At 61.5% G+C, this 18,693-nt stretch carries 18 protein-coding genes and 1 pseudogene; 9 read left to right on the top strand and 10 right to left on the bottom strand.

Annotated elements, in window-relative coordinates; translation table 11 throughout:
* Window positions 1-156: 156 nt before the first annotated feature.
* From GNZ12_RS08185 to GNZ12_RS44200, 5 genes and pseudogenes are all read left to right on the top strand, one after another.
* On the top strand, window positions 157-636 hold the full coding sequence (locus GNZ12_RS08185; RefSeq protein ID WP_172309853.1) for a DUF4863 family protein: 480 nt from the start codon (window positions 157-159) through the stop codon (window positions 634-636).
* 8 nt (window positions 637-644) lie between these two features.
* Entirely contained in the window at window positions 645-2,243 is a 1,599-nt protein-coding gene (locus GNZ12_RS08180) for a 3,4-dehydroadipyl-CoA semialdehyde dehydrogenase (RefSeq protein ID WP_172309852.1), read from the top strand.
* Window positions 2,244-2,342: 99 nt separating this feature from the next.
* Window positions 2,343-3,935 (top strand): benzoate-CoA ligase family protein, encoded by a 1,593-nt coding sequence (locus tag GNZ12_RS08175; RefSeq protein WP_172309851.1) that lies wholly within the window; start codon window positions 2,343-2,345, stop codon window positions 3,933-3,935.
* Between the two features lie 8 nt (window positions 3,936-3,943).
* Complete coding sequence (locus GNZ12_RS08170; RefSeq protein WP_172309850.1) at window positions 3,944-4,774, top strand: alpha/beta fold hydrolase; 831 nt, start codon at window positions 3,944-3,946, stop codon at window positions 4,772-4,774.
* A gap of 77 nt (window positions 4,775-4,851) precedes the next feature.
* Window positions 4,852-4,947, top strand: a pseudogene (locus GNZ12_RS44200) (DNA-binding transcriptional regulator KdgR); the annotation flags it as partial.
* 78 nt (window positions 4,948-5,025) lie between these two features.
* Here the strand turns inward: GNZ12_RS44200 and GNZ12_RS08165 are convergent.
* The 5 genes from GNZ12_RS08165 to GNZ12_RS08145 form a co-directional block, all read right to left on the bottom strand.
* A complete protein-coding gene (locus tag GNZ12_RS08165) occupies window positions 5,026-5,808 on the bottom strand; it encodes an SDR family NAD(P)-dependent oxidoreductase (protein WP_172309849.1) in 783 nt (260 codons plus the stop codon).
* Between the two features lie 65 nt (window positions 5,809-5,873).
* On the bottom strand, window positions 5,874-6,035 hold the full coding sequence (locus tag GNZ12_RS08160; protein WP_172309848.1) for a hypothetical protein: 162 nt from the start codon (window positions 6,033-6,035) through the stop codon (window positions 5,874-5,876).
* Between the two features lie 38 nt (window positions 6,036-6,073).
* Complete coding sequence (locus GNZ12_RS08155; protein WP_172309847.1) at window positions 6,074-7,444, bottom strand: GntT/GntP/DsdX family permease; 1,371 nt, start codon at window positions 7,442-7,444, stop codon at window positions 6,074-6,076.
* 80 nt (window positions 7,445-7,524) lie between these two features.
* Window positions 7,525-8,640: a porin gene (locus tag GNZ12_RS08150; RefSeq protein ID WP_407947686.1), complete on the bottom strand. Its 1,116-nt coding sequence runs from the start codon at window positions 8,638-8,640 to the stop codon at window positions 7,525-7,527.
* A 161-nt stretch (window positions 8,641-8,801) separates the two neighbouring features.
* Window positions 8,802-10,004: an aminotransferase class V-fold PLP-dependent enzyme gene (locus tag GNZ12_RS08145; RefSeq protein ID WP_172309845.1), complete on the bottom strand. Its 1,203-nt coding sequence runs from the start codon at window positions 10,002-10,004 to the stop codon at window positions 8,802-8,804.
* A gap of 118 nt (window positions 10,005-10,122) precedes the next feature.
* Between GNZ12_RS08145 and GNZ12_RS08140 the strand changes: the two genes are divergently transcribed.
* From GNZ12_RS08140 to GNZ12_RS08125, 4 genes are all read left to right on the top strand, one after another.
* Window positions 10,123-10,995, top strand: a complete 873-nt coding sequence (locus GNZ12_RS08140; RefSeq protein ID WP_172309844.1) for an IclR family transcriptional regulator — start codon at window positions 10,123-10,125, stop codon at window positions 10,993-10,995.
* Window positions 10,996-11,108: 113 nt separating this feature from the next.
* Window positions 11,109-11,570 carry a RidA family protein gene (locus GNZ12_RS08135; RefSeq protein ID WP_172309843.1) on the top strand — a complete coding sequence of 154 codons (462 nt, stop codon included), beginning with the start codon at window positions 11,109-11,111 and terminating at the stop codon, window positions 11,568-11,570.
* Between the two features lie 137 nt (window positions 11,571-11,707).
* Window positions 11,708-12,034, top strand: coding sequence for a hypothetical protein (locus tag GNZ12_RS08130; RefSeq protein ID WP_172309842.1), 327 nt, complete (start codon window positions 11,708-11,710; stop codon window positions 12,032-12,034).
* An 81-nt stretch (window positions 12,035-12,115) separates the two neighbouring features.
* Window positions 12,116-14,227: a phosphocholine-specific phospholipase C gene (locus GNZ12_RS08125; RefSeq protein WP_172309841.1), complete on the top strand. Its 2,112-nt coding sequence runs from the start codon at window positions 12,116-12,118 to the stop codon at window positions 14,225-14,227.
* A gap of 96 nt (window positions 14,228-14,323) precedes the next feature.
* Here GNZ12_RS08125 and GNZ12_RS08120 read toward each other — a convergent pair whose 3' ends face one another.
* Genes GNZ12_RS08120 through GNZ12_RS08100 form a run of 5 tightly spaced genes read right to left on the bottom strand, consistent with a single transcriptional unit; the run spans window position 14,324 to window position 18,693 of the window.
* Window positions 14,324-15,613, bottom strand: a complete 1,290-nt coding sequence (locus GNZ12_RS08120) for an MSMEG_0569 family flavin-dependent oxidoreductase (RefSeq protein WP_172309840.1) — start codon at window positions 15,611-15,613, stop codon at window positions 14,324-14,326.
* A 26-nt stretch (window positions 15,614-15,639) separates the two neighbouring features.
* Entirely contained in the window at window positions 15,640-15,924 is a 285-nt protein-coding gene (locus GNZ12_RS08115; RefSeq protein ID WP_172309839.1) for an MSMEG_0570 family nitrogen starvation response protein, read from the bottom strand.
* A gap of 17 nt (window positions 15,925-15,941) precedes the next feature.
* On the bottom strand, window positions 15,942-17,117 hold the full coding sequence (locus GNZ12_RS08110; RefSeq protein ID WP_172309838.1) for an MSMEG_0565 family glycosyltransferase: 1,176 nt from the start codon (window positions 17,115-17,117) through the stop codon (window positions 15,942-15,944).
* Complete coding sequence (locus GNZ12_RS08105; protein WP_172309837.1) at window positions 17,114-18,097, bottom strand: sll0787 family AIR synthase-like protein; 984 nt, start codon at window positions 18,095-18,097, stop codon at window positions 17,114-17,116. Before GNZ12_RS08105 ends, GNZ12_RS08110 begins: the two co-directional genes overlap by 4 nt.
* On the bottom strand, window positions 18,094-18,693 hold the full coding sequence (locus tag GNZ12_RS08100; RefSeq protein WP_172309836.1) for an MSMEG_0567/Sll0786 family nitrogen starvation N-acetyltransferase: 600 nt from the start codon (window positions 18,691-18,693) through the stop codon (window positions 18,094-18,096). Before GNZ12_RS08100 ends, GNZ12_RS08105 begins: the two co-directional genes overlap by 4 nt.

Raw genomic sequence — 18,693 nt, 5'->3', positions numbered from 1 at the left:
ACATGTACTATAGTGCTTGACAGGTGCTAGGTGAACGGTTAATTTTCGCCAAATATTGATCCAATAACAAACGCTGTCGAGGTTTTTCGGCAGCGTCACGGAGACGGCGCAACAACACGCATGAATTAAGGTGCGTGCGTCGATCTGGAGGCTCGCATGTCCCCACATGATTTCCAACGCCTGATTGCAGGCGTGACAGAACAACTCGCCGGCCGGCCGCTCGACGGCACGCTGGCCACGTGGCTCAACGACACGTATCCCGCGGACGGCGCGACCTTCCGCGCCCTGGCCGATACCTGCCGCACCGGCGTGGCCGAAGGCTGGCTGTGCAACCGCGAAGGCGGCGGCATTCGCTATGGCCGGATCTTCAAGGCGCTGCCGGATACCCACGGTTTTTCCGTCGACGTGGTCGATATGAAAGATATTGCCGGCCCGCACCACGTGCATCCGAACGGAGAAATCGATCTGATCATGCCGCTCACCGAGGGCGCCACCTTCGACGGTCATCCGGCCGGCTGGTGCGTGTATGGCCCCGGCAGCGCGCACCGTCCGACCGTCGCGAACGGGCAGGCATTGGTGCTGTATCTGTTGCCGCAAGGCGCGATCGAATTCACCCCCGCCCCACCTTCCGCCTGAGACTCGCCATGACCGAACTATTGAAAAACTACGTTGCCGGCCAGTGGGTCGCGGGTGACGGTGAAGGCGTGACGCTGACCGATCCGGTCACCGGTGACGCCCTTGTGCGCGTATCGAGCCAGGGCCTGGATCTCACCCATGCATTTCGCTTCGCTAGAGAAGAAGGCGGCGCCGCCTTGCGCGAACTGACCTATGCGCAGCGCGCCGCGCGTCTCGCCGAGATCGTCAAACTGCTACAGGCGAAACGCGACGACTACTATGCGATCGCGACCGCGAACTCGGGCACCACACGCAATGATTCGGCGGTCGACATCGACGGTGGAATCTTCACGCTGTCGTACTACGCGAAACTCGGTGCGTCGCTCGGCGACGTGCATGCGCTGCGCGACGGCAACGCCGTCTCGTTGAGCAAAGACCAATCGTTCAGCGTGCAGCACGTGCTCACGCCAACGCGCGGCGTCGCGCTCTTCATCAACGCGTTCAATTTTCCGTCGTGGGGCTTGTGGGAGAAAGCAGCGCCCGCGTTGCTATCCGGCGTGCCCGTCATCATCAAGCCCGCCACGGCGACGGCATGGCTCACACAAAGAATGGTGGCCGATGTGGTCGACGCAGGCATTCTGCCGCCCGGCGCGTTGTCCGTCATCTGCGGCAGTTCTGCGGGACTGCTCGATCAGATTCAGGCGTTCGACGTGGTGTCGTTCACCGGCTCCGCGCAAACCGCCGCAACACTGCGCGCGCATCCGGCTTTTGTCGAGCGCGGCGCGCGTCTGAATGTCGAAGCCGATAGTCTCAATAGCGCGATCCTCTGTGCCGACGCAACCCCCGACACGCCGGCCTTCGAACTGTTCATCAAGGAAGTGGTGCGGGAAATGACCGTGAAGTCCGGTCAGAAATGCACGGCGATCCGGCGCGCGTTCGTGCCGGAAGCATCGCTCGAAGCGGTGCTCGATGCACTCAAAGCCAAGCTCGCGAAAATCACCGTCGGCAATCCGCGCGACGACACCGTGCGAATGGGGTCACTCGTGAGCCGCGAGCAGTACGAGAACGTGCTGGCCGGAATCGCTGCGTTGCGCGAGGAAGCGGTACTCGCGTATGACGGCTCGGCAGTACCGCTTATCGATGCGGACGCAACGATTGCCGCGTGCGTCGCACCGCATCTGTTCGTAGTCAATGATCCCGATAGCGCGACACTGCTGCACGACGTCGAAGTGTTCGGACCGGTGGCGACCGTCGCGCCCTATCGCGTCGCAGCGGCAGCAAACGACACCCTCCCCGAAGCGCACGCGGTCGCGCTCGCGCGACGCGGCCAGGGCTCGCTCGTCGCGTCGATCTATTCGAACGACGACGCGCATCTCGGCCGCCTTGCACTGGAACTCGCCGATTCGCATGGGCGTGTCCACGCGATCTCGCCGTCAGTCCAACAGAGCCAAACCGGTCACGGCAACGTGATGCCGATGTCGCTGCATGGCGGACCGGGCCGTGCGGGCGGCGGCGAAGAACTCGGCGGCCTGCGCGCACTGGGTTTCTATCACCGGCGCTCGGCGGTTCAGGCATCAAGCGCTGCAATTGACGCATTGACGCCAAACGCCCATTTGCCCACGGCGTAGCGGCACGAGGGAAGCAATAGGCGAGCAAAAAAGCACGTAAGCATCGCGCGGATCATGAGCACAAAACAGCCGGACCGCCCCACCCGATGGAGGAGACATATGGAAGCCCTGCTGGAACCCGCTGCGAGTCAACCCGCGGTAACGGTCGAGCCGCCGCCCGCGTCATTCAATTTCGCGGCCTACCTGTTTCGACTGAATGAATCGCGCGCCGGCAAGACCGCTTATATCGACGACACCGGCGCCACCACGTACGGTGAACTCGAAGAACGGGCCCGGCGCTTCGCCAGCGCATTGCGCACACTCGGCGTGCATCCGGAAGAACGCGTGCTGCTGGTGATGCTCGACACCGTCGACCTGCCGATCGCCTTTCTCGGTGCGCTCTATGCGGGCGTCGTGCCGGTCGTCGCGAACACGCTGCTCACCGCTGCCGACTACGTGTACATGCTGACACACAGCCACGCACGCGCCGTGACCGCATCCGACGCATTGCTGCCGAACGTCATGCAAGCGATGGATACCGCCGAACACGACGGCTGCCAGTTGATCGTCTCACAACCGCCCGAAAGCAAGCCTTTAACGGCGCCGCGACTCAACGATCTGATTGACGCGGCCACGCCGGCCACCAAAGCGTCCGCGACGGGCTGCGACGATATCGCGTTCTGGCTGTATTCGTCGGGTTCGACCGGCAAACCGAAAGGCACCGTCCACACGCACGCGAATCTGTACTGGACTGCCGAGTTGTACGCGAAGCCGATTCTTGGCATCGTCGAAAGCGATGTGGTTTTCTCAGCGGCCAAATTGTTCTTTGCGTATGGTCTGGGTAACGGTCTGACGTTCCCGCTTTCGGTCGGCGCCACGGCCGTATTGATGGCCGAGCGCCCCACCGCCGATGCGATTTTCACGCGCCTTGTTCGACATCGCCCGACCATTTTCTACGGCGTGCCGACGCTATACGCGAGCATGCTCGTCTCGCCCAACCTGCCCGAGCGCACGGATGTCTCGATGCGCGTGTGCATCTCGGCGGGCGAAGCGCTGCCGCGCGAGATTGGCGAGCGCTTCACCGCGCACTTCGGCTGCGAAATTCTCGACGGTATCGGCTCGACCGAGATGCTGCATATCTTCCTGTCGAATCGCGCGGGTGAAGTCGAATACGGCACCACGGGCCGCCCCGTGCCCGGCTATGAAGTCGAATTGCGCGACGAAGCCGGTCATCCGGTGCCGGACGGCGAAGTCGGCGATCTCTATATCAAAGGGCCGAGCGCGGCGCTGATGTACTGGAGCAATCGCGAGAAGTCGCGCGCGACGTTCCTCGGCGAGTGGATTCGCAGCGGCGATAAGTACTGCCGCCTCGCGAACGGTTGCTACGTGTACGCGGGCCGCAGCGACGACATGATGAAAGTAAGCGGCCAGTACGTATCGCCGGTCGAAGTGGAAATGGTACTCGTGCAGCACGACGCGGTGCTCGAAGCGGCGGTGGTCGGCGTGGATCACGGCGGCCTCGTCAAGACCCGCGCGTTCGTGGTCTTGAAGCGTGAATTCGCGCCGTCTGACATACTCGCGGATGAGTTGAAGGCCTTCGTCAAGGAACGGCTCGCGCCGCATAAGTATCCGCGCGATATCCTGTTCGTCGACGATCTGCCGAAAACCGCGACCGGCAAGATCCAACGCTTCAAACTGCGCGAACAGTCATAAGGTGATCCATGCAGAACCCCGCAACCGCACACTCTATTAGCGACTTCGCTGAGTTGCCCGCCACGGCATCGCATGGGCCATTGCGCATCGAGTATCGTTGGGTGAATGAAGCGACGGGCAATGCACCGATCGCCGTATTTCTGCACGAAGGACTCGGATCGATTGAGATGTGGCGCGACTGGCCACAAGCGTTGTGCGAGCGGCTCGGCATGCGTGGCCTCGTTTACTCGCGGCCCGGTTATGGACTTTCGACGCCGCGTGCGCACGACGTTAAATGGCCAGTCGATTTCATGACCGCGCAAGCGCGCGATATCCTGCCCGCTTTGCTCGATGCGCTCAATATCAGCATGCAGGAGCGCAAGCGTATGTGGGTGATCGGCCATAGCGACGGAGGCTCGATCACGCTGCTATACGCAGCGATGCATCCGGGCGCATTGGCAGGCGCGGTAGTCATCGCGCCACACGTGTTCGTCGAAGACATCTCGGTGGAAAGCATCACGCAGACCAAGCAGCTCTACGAGACCACTGATCTGCGCAGTAAGCTCAGTCGCTATCACGCCGACGTCGATTCCGCGTTCTATGGCTGGAACGATATCTGGTTGAATCCGGCGTTCATGGAATGGAACATCGCCGGTGAATTGAACGCTATCAAACAACCTCTGCTCGCGGTGCAAGGCCACGACGACAACTACGGCACGATGGCGCAGATCGATACGATCGCCGAGCGCGTGCCGCATGCCCAATTGGTCAAACTCGACGCTTGTGGGCACTCGCCGCATCGCGATGCACCGGATGCGTTGAATGAAGCAATTGCAGCGTTTGTTTCGCGGCAGCGTTGAACGTCGTCAAGGCTACCGTCTCCCACTTGCGCTCGCAGGTTATCGCGTCTTCTATAGCGGGAGATCGCGGCGATAGAGGCGCCGACACGAAATCGCACTACGTCGCCCTCCTCAGGCAGTCGCGTCTCGCGATCTCGACGCGGCTCGGCTATCGCGAAGCGGTTGCGCCGGAGCAACTCAGAAAGGGTAAAACGACACCCGAAAACCGAGTAGTTTTCCGTTTTCACAGGGCCTCGAACTGTACCGGTCTCTCACCAGATTGTGTACCCGCCGTCGATAACGAAGGTGGATCCGGTCACGTAAGAAGAGGCGTCCGAGGCAAGAAACACCGCCAGGGGGCCGAGCTCCTCCGGCTCACCAGCACGTCCCATCGGGACTGCAGAAACGAAAGTCTTGATGACCTCTGGATTGTTCTCCGCCCATTTCCGGTTTGGCTGTGTCATGAAGAGGCCGGGGCAGATCGCATTCACGCGCACACCATACGGCGCCCAGTCCGCCGCAGCGCAGCGGGTAAAATGAATCACTGCTGCCTTCGTAGTCTCATAGTGACGCCCGGCAATGCCCTTGTTGGCTATCATCCCGCTGATCGAAGCGGTGTTGATAATGCGGCCGCCCTCGGGGCGCCGCAGCATCGCGCCGCCGATGATCCGCGTCGCCAGAAAGCAGGAAGTGAGGTTCTGGTCGACGTAGTGTTGCCACGTCTCAAGTGTGGTGTCCTCAATCTTGACGTTCATGCCGCGTTCGCCGATGTTATTGATCAGGATATCTATTAGTCCCATTTCGGCGAGTGCCGCCTCGCATGTTGCTTCGCATTCTGCCGGCTTTGACATGTCGCCCTGGAACGTCCACGCTTTTCGTCCTCTGGACCTGATGGTATCTGCGGCCTCCTTGAGGCTAACCGCGTCCCTGCCGGTGATCCCAACTTCGGCACCCGCTTCGGCCAGGGCGAGTGCCATCTGAAGACCGAGGCCACGGCTCGCGCCGGTGACCAAGGCACGCTTGCCGTCAAGTTTGAACCGATCGAGAACAGACATAGTCATAATTCCTCCGAGCTTCTTACCGATTGTAGATGTTGGGCGTCTCGTCGCTGCGCTCTGGTTCAGGGAGCGATAGCCAGCGCATGGAACACGCGCAGATTGCCGTTAATTCTGATGCCAACGCGGTCCCCCGGCTTTGAATCCGTGTCCAGCGGATAGTGCAGTCGTTTCATCACCTTCGCGATCCCTGCGGGCAATGGATTGCACGGCGTCTTGCTCTTCATGACCATCGAGGTCGCCAGCCGAATCTCTGTCATACACTTCAGATCACCGCCGATAACCCCAGCGTCAACGCCAGTGCTGTCAGCGAGATAATCGTTTCGCAGAGGCTCCAGGTCTTGAAGGTTTGCGGCACGCTCATGCCGAAGTACTCCTTCACCAGCCAGAAGCCGCCGTCGTTCACGTGCGACAGGATCAGCGAACCCGCGCCGGTGGCCAGAACCAGCAGTTCGGGCCGCACACCGCCTACCGTGCCAGCCGCCGCTGCGGCGATCGGCGCAATGATGCCCGACGCAGTCGCCATCGCGACAGTGGATGAGCCGACGGCGACACGGATCAGCGCTGCGACCAGCCACGCGAGAATCAGCAGCGGCATGTGCGCGCCCATCGCCACATCGACGATCGCCTTCGACGCACCGCTGTCGATCAGGATACGCCCGAAGCCGGCCCCCGCACCCACCACCAGCGTAATGCTCGCGGTCGGTGCAAGACACTCGTTGGTGAACTTGAGGATCTGCTCGCGGTTAAAGCCGCGCGACTTGCCGAACGTATAGAAGCTCAGCAGCACGGCGAGGAGCAGCGCCATGTCCGGGTGCCCGATCAAATGCAGCAGATTGTTGGCGGTCGTCTTCGCCGGCACGATCAGATCGGCCCAGCTGCCCACCAGCATCAGCAGCACAGGCAGCAGCACCGTCAGCAATGTGAGGCCGAAACCGGGCAGTTCCTTGTGCGGCCGTGCCGCGTCCTGCTCAATGAATTGCTGCGCGATCGGATTTACACCCTCGATCACGACGTAGCCGTTGATCAGTTTCGAAAACAGCGGGCCTGCAATCATCGCAGTGGGAATGCCAACGATCAGCGCGTAGAAGATCGTACGGCCAATATCCGCGTTGTATGCGGTGACCGCGAGCAACGCGGCGGGGTGTGGCGGAATCAGCCCGTGCACCACGGACAGCCCCGCCACCATCGGAATGCCGACGCGAATTATTGACGTGCCAGTACGTTGAGCAACATTGAAGGCGATCGGAATCAACAGCACGAACCCGACTTCGAAAAACACCGGCAAACCGACGACGAGCGCGATGCACATCATCGCCCAGTGGACATTTTTCGGCCCAAACAGGTCGATCAATGTGCGGGCAATGCGCTCCGCCCCGCCCGACTCGGCCATCATCTTGCCGAGCATCGTGCCCAGCCCGACCACGATCGCAATGTGGCCAAGCGTGCCACCCACGCCGGTTTCAAACGATTTGAGAATCGACGTCATCGGCATGCCTGCCGCGAGCGCCAACGCCACAGACACCATCATCAACGTGATGAACGGATTCATCTTGAAGCGCGCGATCAACACGACCAGCGCGATGATGGCAATCAATGCATAGACGAGTAACAGACTTCCTTGAACGGTCGCCATAGGTGCTCCTGAAGAGAAAGATCCGCGCCGCGGTTTCCGTTAAGCGGAATGTTGTATGAGCAGCGGCGCGGGCGGCGTACTTAGAACTTGTGGCGGATGCCGGCGACGGTCACGAACTGGCCGTTGTTGCTCGACGGATTCGAAATGCCTTCGATCCATGCGTGCGAACCGGAGCCGCGTTGGTAGATGCCGTTCAGGTAGAGGTCGGTGGTCTTCGACAGGAAGTACTCGCCGCCCACGCTCAACTGGTTGTAGTGAGCGTCGGTGGCGGTGGTGCCGCTGGCGTTCTGCGTCGTGTAGATGTAGCCGAGCGCGAGCAGCGTAGCCGGCGTCAACTGATACTTCAGGCTGGCTTCATAGTTGGCAAAACGCAGGCTGCCGCCGTTGAGCAACTGGAATTGCGAGTTCGTGTACAGCAGCAGGACGGTTGCCGGGCCGAACACGTACGAGCCACCCGCCCCCCACACCTGGTTGCGCTGCACGCCGCTGATGATCGACGAGCTCGTGCTGTAGTAGTTGTCCGACGGCGCCGCGCCCACGGTGTTGCTAGCCGGCTGATTGACCAGCGAGTAAGCCGCGTCCAGGTGCAGCGGACCATTCACGTAGTCAGCCCCGACGCTCCATGCACGGTTGTTGGCGAACTGGCCCGCCGTGTTCGAGAACGCGTACATCGCATTTGCGGTGAACCCGGCATACGTCGGCGTGGTGTACTTGACCGCGTTGTCGGTACGGTACGTGTTGTTGAGATCGTCGTTGTCGTAGATCGCGTTGCCGTACTGGCTCATCGCGCCGACGCCATTGATCTGCATGTTCGACAGATAATCCTGCACGCTGTTGTACTGCCGGCCGAGTGTGATCGTGCCCGCCGTGTTGTTGGAAAGCGCAACCCATGCGCTACGGCCGAACATGCGGCCGCCCTGACCGGCTGCGCCACTCTCCAGGCTGAAGCCGTTTTCGAGCTTGAACAGTACCTTGTTGCCACCGCCCAGATCTTCGCTGCCGAGCAGGCCCCAGCGCGAACCCTGCACATTGCCCTGTGTCGCCTGATAAGCGCTTTCACCCTTCTGGTTATTGGTGTAGGTAAAGCCGGCATCGACAATGCCGTATAGCGTCACACTGCTTTGCGCGTGGGCGGCCTGCGCGGCGAGTCCGGCGGCAGCGAGCGCGACGACCGTACGAAGAATCTGCTTGTGCATCATGGTTTCCTCAAGTCGATAGATAAACGAACGCCGGTTACACGGTGATGTTCCGGCGATATCAGTAGTACTAAGCGGGCAAGTCAAAGCGGCACCGGAGCGAAGTCCGGTGCTACGGTCAAACAACGATCATCGATGAATCGATATAAACCGGGAGAAAATCAATCAGGCCAATTCCGGCGCGCGGCAATACGGCGTGCGTCGCGCTGGTAGAACGGGGTGATGACGGGTTCGGGCGACTGTCGCGCGCGCTCGAGTTCGGCAGTGAGCCGCGCCAGTACGATCTGTTCTTCGCCCGGATGCAGATTGCACGGGTCGAGGAAAAAGAAATGCAGTTCCGCTTCATGATCGCGCACGATCACCGGCACCTCGCCTTCGGGCGGCCGCGCGAGCGCATCGGCGAGATCCCATGCAGTGATACGAGCCTGCTTGGGATCGATCTGCAGTTTCAGACGGTCGAGCGGATTGCCGGTCGGGTCGGCGTCGATCTCCGCCCAGACGCCGTCGCAACGATTCAAGGTTTCGCGCCACAGCGTGAGGTAGCCGCGTTCGCGGGCGCGAACCGCAACATGGTCGCGCTGCTGCCATTGTTCGAGCGCGGCGATCGCACCCACAATGCCCTCTTTGCCGACTTTCATGCCGCGGCCAATGCCGCCATTCTGGAAATACGCGGCACGTACCAGCGCTTTCATACCCGCAACGATACCGGCGGTCGGCCCGCCGAGAAATTTGTGCGCCGAGTAGAGCGCGATATCCGCGCCGGCTGCGATAAAGCGTTTGAGGTCGTATTCGGAAGCCGCGTCGACGATCACGGGCACACCCTTCGCATGCGCGACCGCGATGAATTCTTCGAGCGGGATCATGCCGAATTGCACCGTATGATGCGAGACGACGTAAAGCGCCGCAGCCGTACGTTCGGTGATGGCGGTATTCAACTGGTAGCCGTGCGCTTCGGTCGCCGCACCCACCGGCACGACGCGCGCGCCGGAAAGACGGATCGCCTGGTCCACCGGTGCGCCATAATTGACGAGGTGGCCGGTTTGAATCGCCACTTCATTGCGCTGCATGGCAGTCGTGTCGGGTAGCCGTTCTATCAGGCCGTGGTCGTCGCCCGTCATGGTGGCGGCGATGGAAAGCGTGATTGCCGCCGAGCACGACGCGGTGATGTACCCGGCTTCGCTGCCACACGCTTCGGCAATTGCCGCCGAGGCTCTGCGTTGCAGATCGTCGATCTCGACGAATTGCGGCAGCACCTGCGCTACCGCGTCGATCACCGGTGCGCTAACACTGGACGCACCCAGACTCGTCATCGTGCCCGAAGCATTGATGACAGGGCGTAAGCCAAAGCGAGAGCGAATGTCCATGAAGCGTCTCCAACCTGGTATTTCTTAATTATGGAATATATGTTGTAATTGAGGATCAGTCTAGCATACAATCACCCAGCGTCAACTGGACAAAAACAACCCGCGTCAGAGGAACACGATGGCTCGCACGCCCCGACCTTCCGCGTCCGAAGCAGCACCCGCGTCGGCAACCGCCGCCGAAACCCAGCCTGAAAGTCGGGCGGAGAGCGCCGCGCCGCGCACGCGCACCAGCGCGATCGATCGTGCGGTGCAGATTCTCGACGCGCTCCAGCAAGCGAACCGTCCCGCCACCGCGTATGAAGTCGCGCGCATGGTCGGCGCGCCGCTGTCCACCGTGTATTCGATCATCAACGATCTGGTCGAGAAGAACCTGTTGGCAAGGCGCATGGACGGCACGATCTGGCTCGGTTCGCGTCTGTATGGTTACGGTTTGACGTACGCCAGCTCGCTCGACTACCTCGCGGTCGCTCATGAAGAAATGCAGCGGCTCTCCGCCGAAGTCGAAGAGACCGTGCAGATCTGCGGACTCGAAGACGGCATGATGGTCGTGCAGCAAATGGCCGAAGGGCCCGGGCATTTTCGCGTGACCTCGCGCGTAGGCAGTCGCGTGCCGCTCAACTGGACCGCGTCCGGCCGTTTGCTTGTCGGACACTTGCCGGATGCCGAACGGGTCGCGTTCTTCGCACAGCACGCGCAAAGCTCGCCTACCGGGCGCGCGGAAACCCGCCCGCAAGTGCTCGCACAGATTGCCCGCGAAGCGCTGGAGGCGCGGCTGTCGATCCAGATCGGCGAATCGGATGCGTCCGTGGCGTGTCTCGCGGCGCCCGTACTCGACAACACCGGCACGTGCGTCTTTGCGATTTCCATCGTGATGCCCGAGGCAAAAGCCGCACTCGGCACCGAACGTTTCGTACAAGCCGTGCAGGCGGTGGCCGCCCGTATCGAAGCACGCCTCGGCTGGCGGCATCGCGAGCAGGAGCCGGCGGCGTAACACCGCCTTAAGCCTAAAGCCGAGAGCCCAACGTCCGAAGTACGAAGCCTGAAGTCCCACCCCGGCGCGCAACGCTGACTCCTTAAAGGCCGCTCACCATCACTTCCCCATCGATGAACTGCTACGACCGGCTGCACACGCGCGGCCTCAAGCTCCCGCAAGTGCCGACGCCGATCGGCAATTTCACGCACTGCACACGCGAGGGGAATCTGCTGTTTCTGTCCGGCCAAGGCCCGCTCGACGAAACCGGCTCGCTGATGACCGGCAAGGTCGGCGCCACCGTCAGCGCCGACGAAGCGTACCGGCACGCGCAGATGGTCGGCCTGAATCTGCTCGCCGTGTTGCATAACGAACTGGGCGATTTGCGGCGCGTGAAGCGCGTCGTCAAGCTGCTGGGCATGGTCAACGCGGCACCGGATTTCACTGAGCATCCGCGCGTGATCAACGGCTGCTCGGATCTGTTCGTCGATGTATTCGGCGATGCCGGTCGGCATTCGCGCTCGGCGGTCGGTGTGGGTTCCCTGCCGGGCAATATTACCGTCGAGATCGAAGCCATCGTCGCGATCCAGGATTGACGGCCGCCCAATTCTCAACAAATACCCAAATTTCCACATCTTCACAAAAGTTACACAGGTCAGCGACTATTCTTGCGCATCGCTGACCTGGGCACATGGATGCCCTGGCGCATCTTCCCCGTGCCGGAGACATTGCCATGTCTGTTGTGTCGAAGCCGTCCATTGCCTTCTATCGCAAACGTTTGGCGGGCGCACTCGCCGCCGTGTCGCTCTGCATGCTGCTCGGCGCTTGCGGCAACGACGATGACAGAACCCCGGACACGCGCGCGGATAGTTCTACCGAAAGTTCCGCCGGCGACAGCAACACCGCCACGGTTCTGTCGGCGAATCCGTCCTCCGTTGCATCCGCGCCCACCGCAGTTACGATTCAAACCCCTGCACTACCTGCATCAAGCGCCGACCCGGCATTGTCCGCCGCCGCGTCGACGCCACTCGCCACACCTGTCATTCACACCGTCGACTGAGTTCCGCGCGTCACGCTTCGCGCGGGCGAGGCTCGCGTGTTGCGTGCATCGTTCCTTCACCGAAGATCGAAAGCCAATACCATGACCTCAAAAAATCGCCGTGATTTTCTACGCTCCGCCGCGCATGCAGCCGGTTCCGCCACCGCGTTAAGCATGTTGCCGCTGGGCATTCGCAACGCCCTCGCGATTCCCGCCAACAACAAGACCGGCAGCATTCGCGACGTCGAACACATCGTCGTGCTGATGCAGGAAAACCGCTCGTTCGACCACTACTTCGGCACGCTCCAGGGCGTACGTGGTTTCGGCGACACGCGCGCGATCAATCTGCCTAACGGGAAACCGGTGTGGTATCAGCCGCTTGCCGCGGATGTCGGTTATGTGTTGCCGTTCCGCCCCACTGCGCCGAATCTTGGCCTGCAATTCCTGCAGGACCTGGCGCACGACTGGACCAGCACGCACGCAGCATGGAATGGCGGCCGCTACGATCAATGGGTGCCGTCCAAGGGCACCACGACGATGGCCTACCTCACCCGCGACGACATCCCGTTCCACTACCAACTCGCCGACGCATTCACGATCTGCGACGCGTACCACTGCTCACTGATGGGTCCGACCGACCCGAACCGCTACTACATGTGGAGCGGCTGGGTCGGCAACGACGGCAGCGGCGGCGGCCCGGTGATCAACAACGCGGAGGTCGGCTACGGCTGGTCCACCTATCCGGAAGTGCTGCAAAACGCCGGCATCACCTGGAAGATCTATCAGGACATCGGTACAGGACTCAACGCAAGCGGCTCGTGGGGCTGGACACAAAACCCCTACATCGGCAACTACGGCGACAACTCGCTCCTCTACTTCAACCAGTACCGAAACGCACAGCCGGGCAACCCGCTGTACGACAACGCGCGCACGGGCACCAACGCAGCGAACGGCGATGGCTACTTCGACATCCTCAAGCGCGACGTGCAGAACAACGCCCTGCCGCAAGTCTCGTGGATCGTCGCGCCGGAAGCGTATTCCGAGCACCCGAACTGGCCGTCGAACTACGGCGCGTGGTACATCGATCAGGTCTTGCAGATTCTCACGTCGAATCCCGAAGTCTGGAGCAAGACCGTCCTGCTGATCAACTACGACGAGAACGACGGTTTCTTCGATCACATGGCGCCGCCGTTTGCGCCGGCAACGAGTGCGAACGGTTTGTCCACCGTCGACACCAGCAACGAAAACTATGCGGGCAACGGTAATACGCCGGCGGGTCCGTACGGCCTCGGCCCGCGCGTGCCGATGCTGGTGGTCTCGCCGTGGTCGAAAGGCGGCTACGTGTGCTCGGAACTGTTCGACCATACGTCGGTGATCCGCTTCATCGAAAAGCGCTTCGGCCAGCAGCACAATCTCGGTGAATCGAACATCACGCCGTGGCGTCGCGCGGTGTGCGGCGATCTGATGTCGGCGTTCAACTTCAGCACCCCGAACGACGCATTCCCGACGCTGCCGAGCACGAGCGGCTATGTGCCGCCCGACCAGAATCGGCATCCCGACTATGTGCCGCTGCCGCCGCTCCTGCAGGCCGTGCCGAAGCAGGAACCCGGCGTGCGCCCGGCTCGCGCGCTGCCGTATGAGTTGTTCGTGCGCGTGCACGGTGAAGGCTCGGCGAACAAGCTGACGATGCGTTTCGTCAACTCGGGCCGCACGGGTGCAGTGTTTCTCGTCTATGCAGCGAATAGTCTCGCCGCACCGCTCACATATACGGTCGAAGCCGGCAAGCGGCTGCAGGATCAATTACCGTTGAATGTCGACGGCACGTACGATTTCACGGTGTACGGCCCGAACGGTTTTCTGCGCCGCTTCGCGGGCAAGCCAGTCGCGAGAAGCTGGTGGAACGGCTCCGATATCGCACGGCCGGAAGTCGCGGAAGGCTACGACGTCGCAAACGGCAATCTGCAATTGCGCCTGGAGAACGTCGGCAGCGCGCGCTGCCAGTTCACTATCGTCAATGCCTATGATGCGAACAACGTGGTCAAGCATTCGGTACGCGGCGGCGATACCGAACAGTTGTACCTCGATCTGCGCAACGCCTATGGCTGGTACGACCTGGTCATTACAGTCGACACGGACCCGACGTTCGCGCGACGCTTGGCCGGACACGTGGAAACCGGTAAGAGCAGCATGAGCGATCCGGCGCTGGGGAGCTAAGTTTCAATTCAGTCCGTACGCAATGAAGCGGCCGCTGCGATAAAAAGCAGCGGCCGTTTTTTCATGCGATTACTTCGTAGCGTTTAAACCATAGGCTCAAGCTGCCACAGCCGCCCTCACCGACGCACACTCGCGCACCTTCTCCCGAATCGCCTGCACGACGAACTCCGCATCGCGCGCGACGCCTGAGAAGCGCCCCGAACCCCATGTATGCAGCCACGGCAGGCCGACGAAATACAACCCGTCGATGGGCGTGATGCCACGAGTATGTGCCGGATAACCACGCCCATTGAAAACCGGCGCGTCGAGCCAGCTAAAGTCCGGTGTAAAGCCGATGCACCAGATGATGGCCGAAATGCCACTCGTGTGAAGATCGAGCGTCGCACGCTCTTCGGCCGGCCGCCATACCGGTTCGTAGACCTCGCCCGCTGGCGCGTCGATGCCATGCCTGTCAATGAAGCTGTCGATGCTCGCGTTGATCCGGTTATACGTATCGTCCGCGGCGTCGAGGTTGGCAGCAAGCGTCGGCGCGAAATGAAATTTCCCGTCGCGCAGATCGTCGAGCCTGCCGTACAGTTCCATGCCTTCGGCGGCGAACTTGCGCAAGTCGATGTCGCGCCCGCCGTCGCGGCCGGTCACATAGTGATTGGTGTTGTCGCGCACGCCTTCGCGCAACGGATGCTTTTCGACCGGCATGTCGTAGTACTGCATGTCGGCAAGCCAATCGACCACGTCACGCCCCCGATAGAAACGCGCACAGCGCGGCGCCTCGCCGACCGCGAGGACCACCTTGCGCCCCGCCAGATGCAAGTCCTCCGCGATCTGTGCGCCGGACTGCCCCGTGCCGACAACCATGACCGTCCCTTCGGGCAACGCCTGCGGATTCCGATATGCCGATGATTGCAATTGCACGATGCTTGCGGGCAAACGCTCGGCGAGGCGCGGCACGATCGGCGTGTGATAGCCGCCCGAGGCGACCACGACCTGATTTGCGGTGAAATCGCCTTGCGTGGTTACAATCGTATAGACGCCATCGTCACGCTGCTTCACGCGTTTGACTTCCGCGTGCTCGATCACCGGCGCATCGACGTGCGCGATGAAGCCGTCGAGATAGTCGATGATCTCGTCCTTCTTCATGAACCCGTGCGGATCCTCGCCCGGGTATGGGTAGCCGGGCAATGCACACTGCCAGTTCGGCGTCACGAGACAGAACGCGTCCCAGCGTTGCTGGCGCCACGTGTGCGTCACCGTGTTCTTTTCCAGAACCAGATGGTCGATTCCGGCGTGCTTGAGGTAGTAGCTGACCGACAGACCGGCCTGCCCGCCACCGACGACGAGCACGCTGTAATGCCCGTCAGCACGTGCGTGATGTGCTGGATTCGACATGATGCTTCCTTTGCAAAAATAGGCGCCTAGCTGAGTTCGATAATCTTGACGGTCGCCTCGGGCTGATCGCGAAAGCGCTCGGCGTCACGTTCGATCTGCGCGAGCTGATCCATCGCCGCCGAGCAGGCAAAACCGTATTTCTCCCGTACGCGCTCCGACGCAATGCCTAACGCCTCCCGCGAACGTTCGACGAAATCGTCCAACGCATAGGCCTCACCTGGCGTAAAGAAATCACCAATGACGAGCGACGGCGAATAACAGTTCGCTTCATCGCCATTGGGCCACTGAATCCGAAAGTGCATGACAGGCATCGCAAATCCTCAATCGATCAATGAATAGCCAATGCGCGCGTTGCGAGCAATTGGCGGTATACGTCGACGTGACGCCGCGCGCTTGCCGCCCAGCTAAAGCGTGCGAGTAACGCGGGCACTGCCCGGTCGAAATCAATGCGGCAACCGCTGCCGGTGAGAACAAGCAGCAGGGCCGCCGCTATCGACTCGACATCGGCCGGGTTTGCCCAGCAACACGTGGTGTCGTCGAGGTATTCGGTGAACGGCGCGATTGCCGAGGCAACCACCGGCGTGCCGCTAGCCAGCGCTTCCAGCACCACCAGACCGAAACCCTCGCGCAACGACACCATCGACAACACGTCGGCGCTGCGAAAGAGCCCGGACATTGCGGCGTCTTCGAGCGGTCCGGTCACCACAATGTTCTCGTGTGGACCAATCGATAACTCCAACTCCGCCGCTCGTTCAAACAGGCGGCGCGCGTAGACGTCGTGGTCGAGCAGGCTTGCGCCGCCGGCGATCACGAGTTGCGCGCCCGGCAACGTGCGCAGCACCAACGCGAACGCGTCGAGCAGTGCGAGTGTGTTCTTGCGCGCTTCAATACCGCCTACCGAGAGCACGATCGGCCCGCCGTCAATGCCCATGCGCCGCCTGAACTGCGAATCACGAACGTCCTCGTCAGGCGTCAAGCGCGCAATGTCGACGCCGTTCGGCACCGTCAGCGCCGCGATGCCGTAAGCCGAACGCATCTCGCCTGTCCATGTATCGCTGACACACAACACTTGCTCCGCATCCTCGTATGCCCGCCGCTGCCAGGCAGCGAGACGAGGATCGTCGAAATGATCCAGATGATGAACAGTTCGCATGAAACCGCGAATGAGCCCTTGCGCTCTCAGCTCAGCGAGTGCGTTGCCGCTGATGCTGTCCTGTGCGTGCAGCACATCGAACGACCATGCGTCGTGTTCCATCAACGTCTGCTTGAATGCATGAATGCGCGCCTCCACCATGGCTACCGTGCTGGACTGAGACAGCGCGACCAGCGCATAAACCACGCGGCACGGCGGCTGGCGAAACAGCGTCTCGCCCGGCACGGCCGGCGCAAAGACGGTCACGTCATGGCCGAGTGCTGTCAACGCGGTCGCCAGTTCAAGGGTATGCACTACCCCACCGCGCGGATTCACCGAATGCGTCAGCAGCGCGATGCGCAATGTGTTCATCGCGGACCGTCCTTCGCGACCATGAACGGCTCGCGCTCGAAATCCCACAACACCGCAGCCTCATCGTGTTGACGCAACACTACTTCGGACCTCGCATCGACCGAACCGATCACGGCGCATGCGAGCGAACGCGAATCGAACTGGGCCTGCACTGCGTCCACCTGCTCTTCCCGAACCGATAGCAGATAACCGAAGCTCGGAAATGCGGTGACCCAACGCTCCAACGAAACGTCCGCAGGCTTCGGAATACGATCGAGATCGATCTGTGCGCCCACCTGCGAACATTCGAGCAACATCAGCGCTGTGCCGAGTGTGCCGGCCATGCTGATGTCTTTCGCCGCGTCGCACAGGCCACTTTCCGCTAACTGCGCAAGCAGTTCGAGATCCGCTCTTAACCGGTCAGGCGGCGCATCCACCGAGGCATTCCAGAATGGATACGGTTCCTCGAAGCGGCCGCGCAAATCGACAGCCATCATCAACCGGTCACCGGGTTTCGCATTGAAACTCGACAGCAGCGTCTTCGCGCGCCCCACGATCGACACAGCCAGTTGCGCCGCATCGCTGCGCGTATTCGTATGACCGCCCACGATCGGCACGCCATAAGCGACAGAGGCCGCCGCCATGCCCGCTAGTACTTCCTCGACCGCTCCGATTCCTCGGCTCCATAGCGCGTCGACCACCGCCAGCGGCCGTCCGCCCATCGCGTAGATATCGCTGACGTTGACCATCACGCTGCTGTAACCGGCGAACCACGGCATCGCGCTCACGAAATCGCTGACCATGCCTTCGATTGCGAACAGCAGGTAGCCATCGCCGTCGGCAATGGCCGCGCAATCGTCGCCAAGCGCGACGGCCTGTGCGAGATCGCGCGTGCCGCCAGGCAGACGTCGTGCGAGCGAGCCGACCACATCGACGATGTCCGTCTTGTGCCGAAATCCGCGACTCTCGCGCAAGCTCGCAACGAGATCTGCCACGCTCATGCCGCGCTCCTTGCAGAAGCCAGGCCGCGCGGTTGCGTGTGAGTTACGAAGCCGCCATACGGCGTCACACACGGCGGGTACCAGTCCAGTTGAGCCTGCATCAGATGATGCGGTCGGCCCAACAATGTTTCCTCTGCCAGCACATCCCAATGCAACGCGCGAAAAAGCGGCACGTTCTGGCTTTGCACATGGGCGAGAAAAGTCTCGCAGCCGAGCGCATGGGCACTGCTCACTGCGAGACGAATCAGCGTCGCGCCAATTTTTCCGTGACGGCGAAACGCGGTATGCACAGCCAGGCGCGAACCGAACCACACGTTGCCCTCATCGCGATGAATCCGCACCGTGCCGACCACCTGCTCCGGCATGCCGGCCACACAACTTACTGCCACCAGTTGCTGCGCTTGCATGTCGATATCATCCCGATCGTCGCCGACGAAAATGCCCTGCTCGATGCAGAACACCGCGCGCCGCAACTTGTACGCTTCATCGGCTTCCCAGTCGAGCGTCGTCCACTTGATGCGGAATTCGCTCGGCGCATAGGGCTCAAAGCCCACTTCGCCATCCAGTGCCTCGCCTGCAATCGCTTCACCAAACAT

Source organism: Paraburkholderia solitsugae (genome assembly GCF_013177695.1).
Classification (GTDB): Bacteria; Pseudomonadota; Gammaproteobacteria; order Burkholderiales; family Burkholderiaceae; genus Paraburkholderia; species Paraburkholderia solitsugae.
The sequence above is the reverse complement of the archived record's forward strand: the minus strand, read 5'-3'. Positions and strand labels throughout refer to the sequence as shown.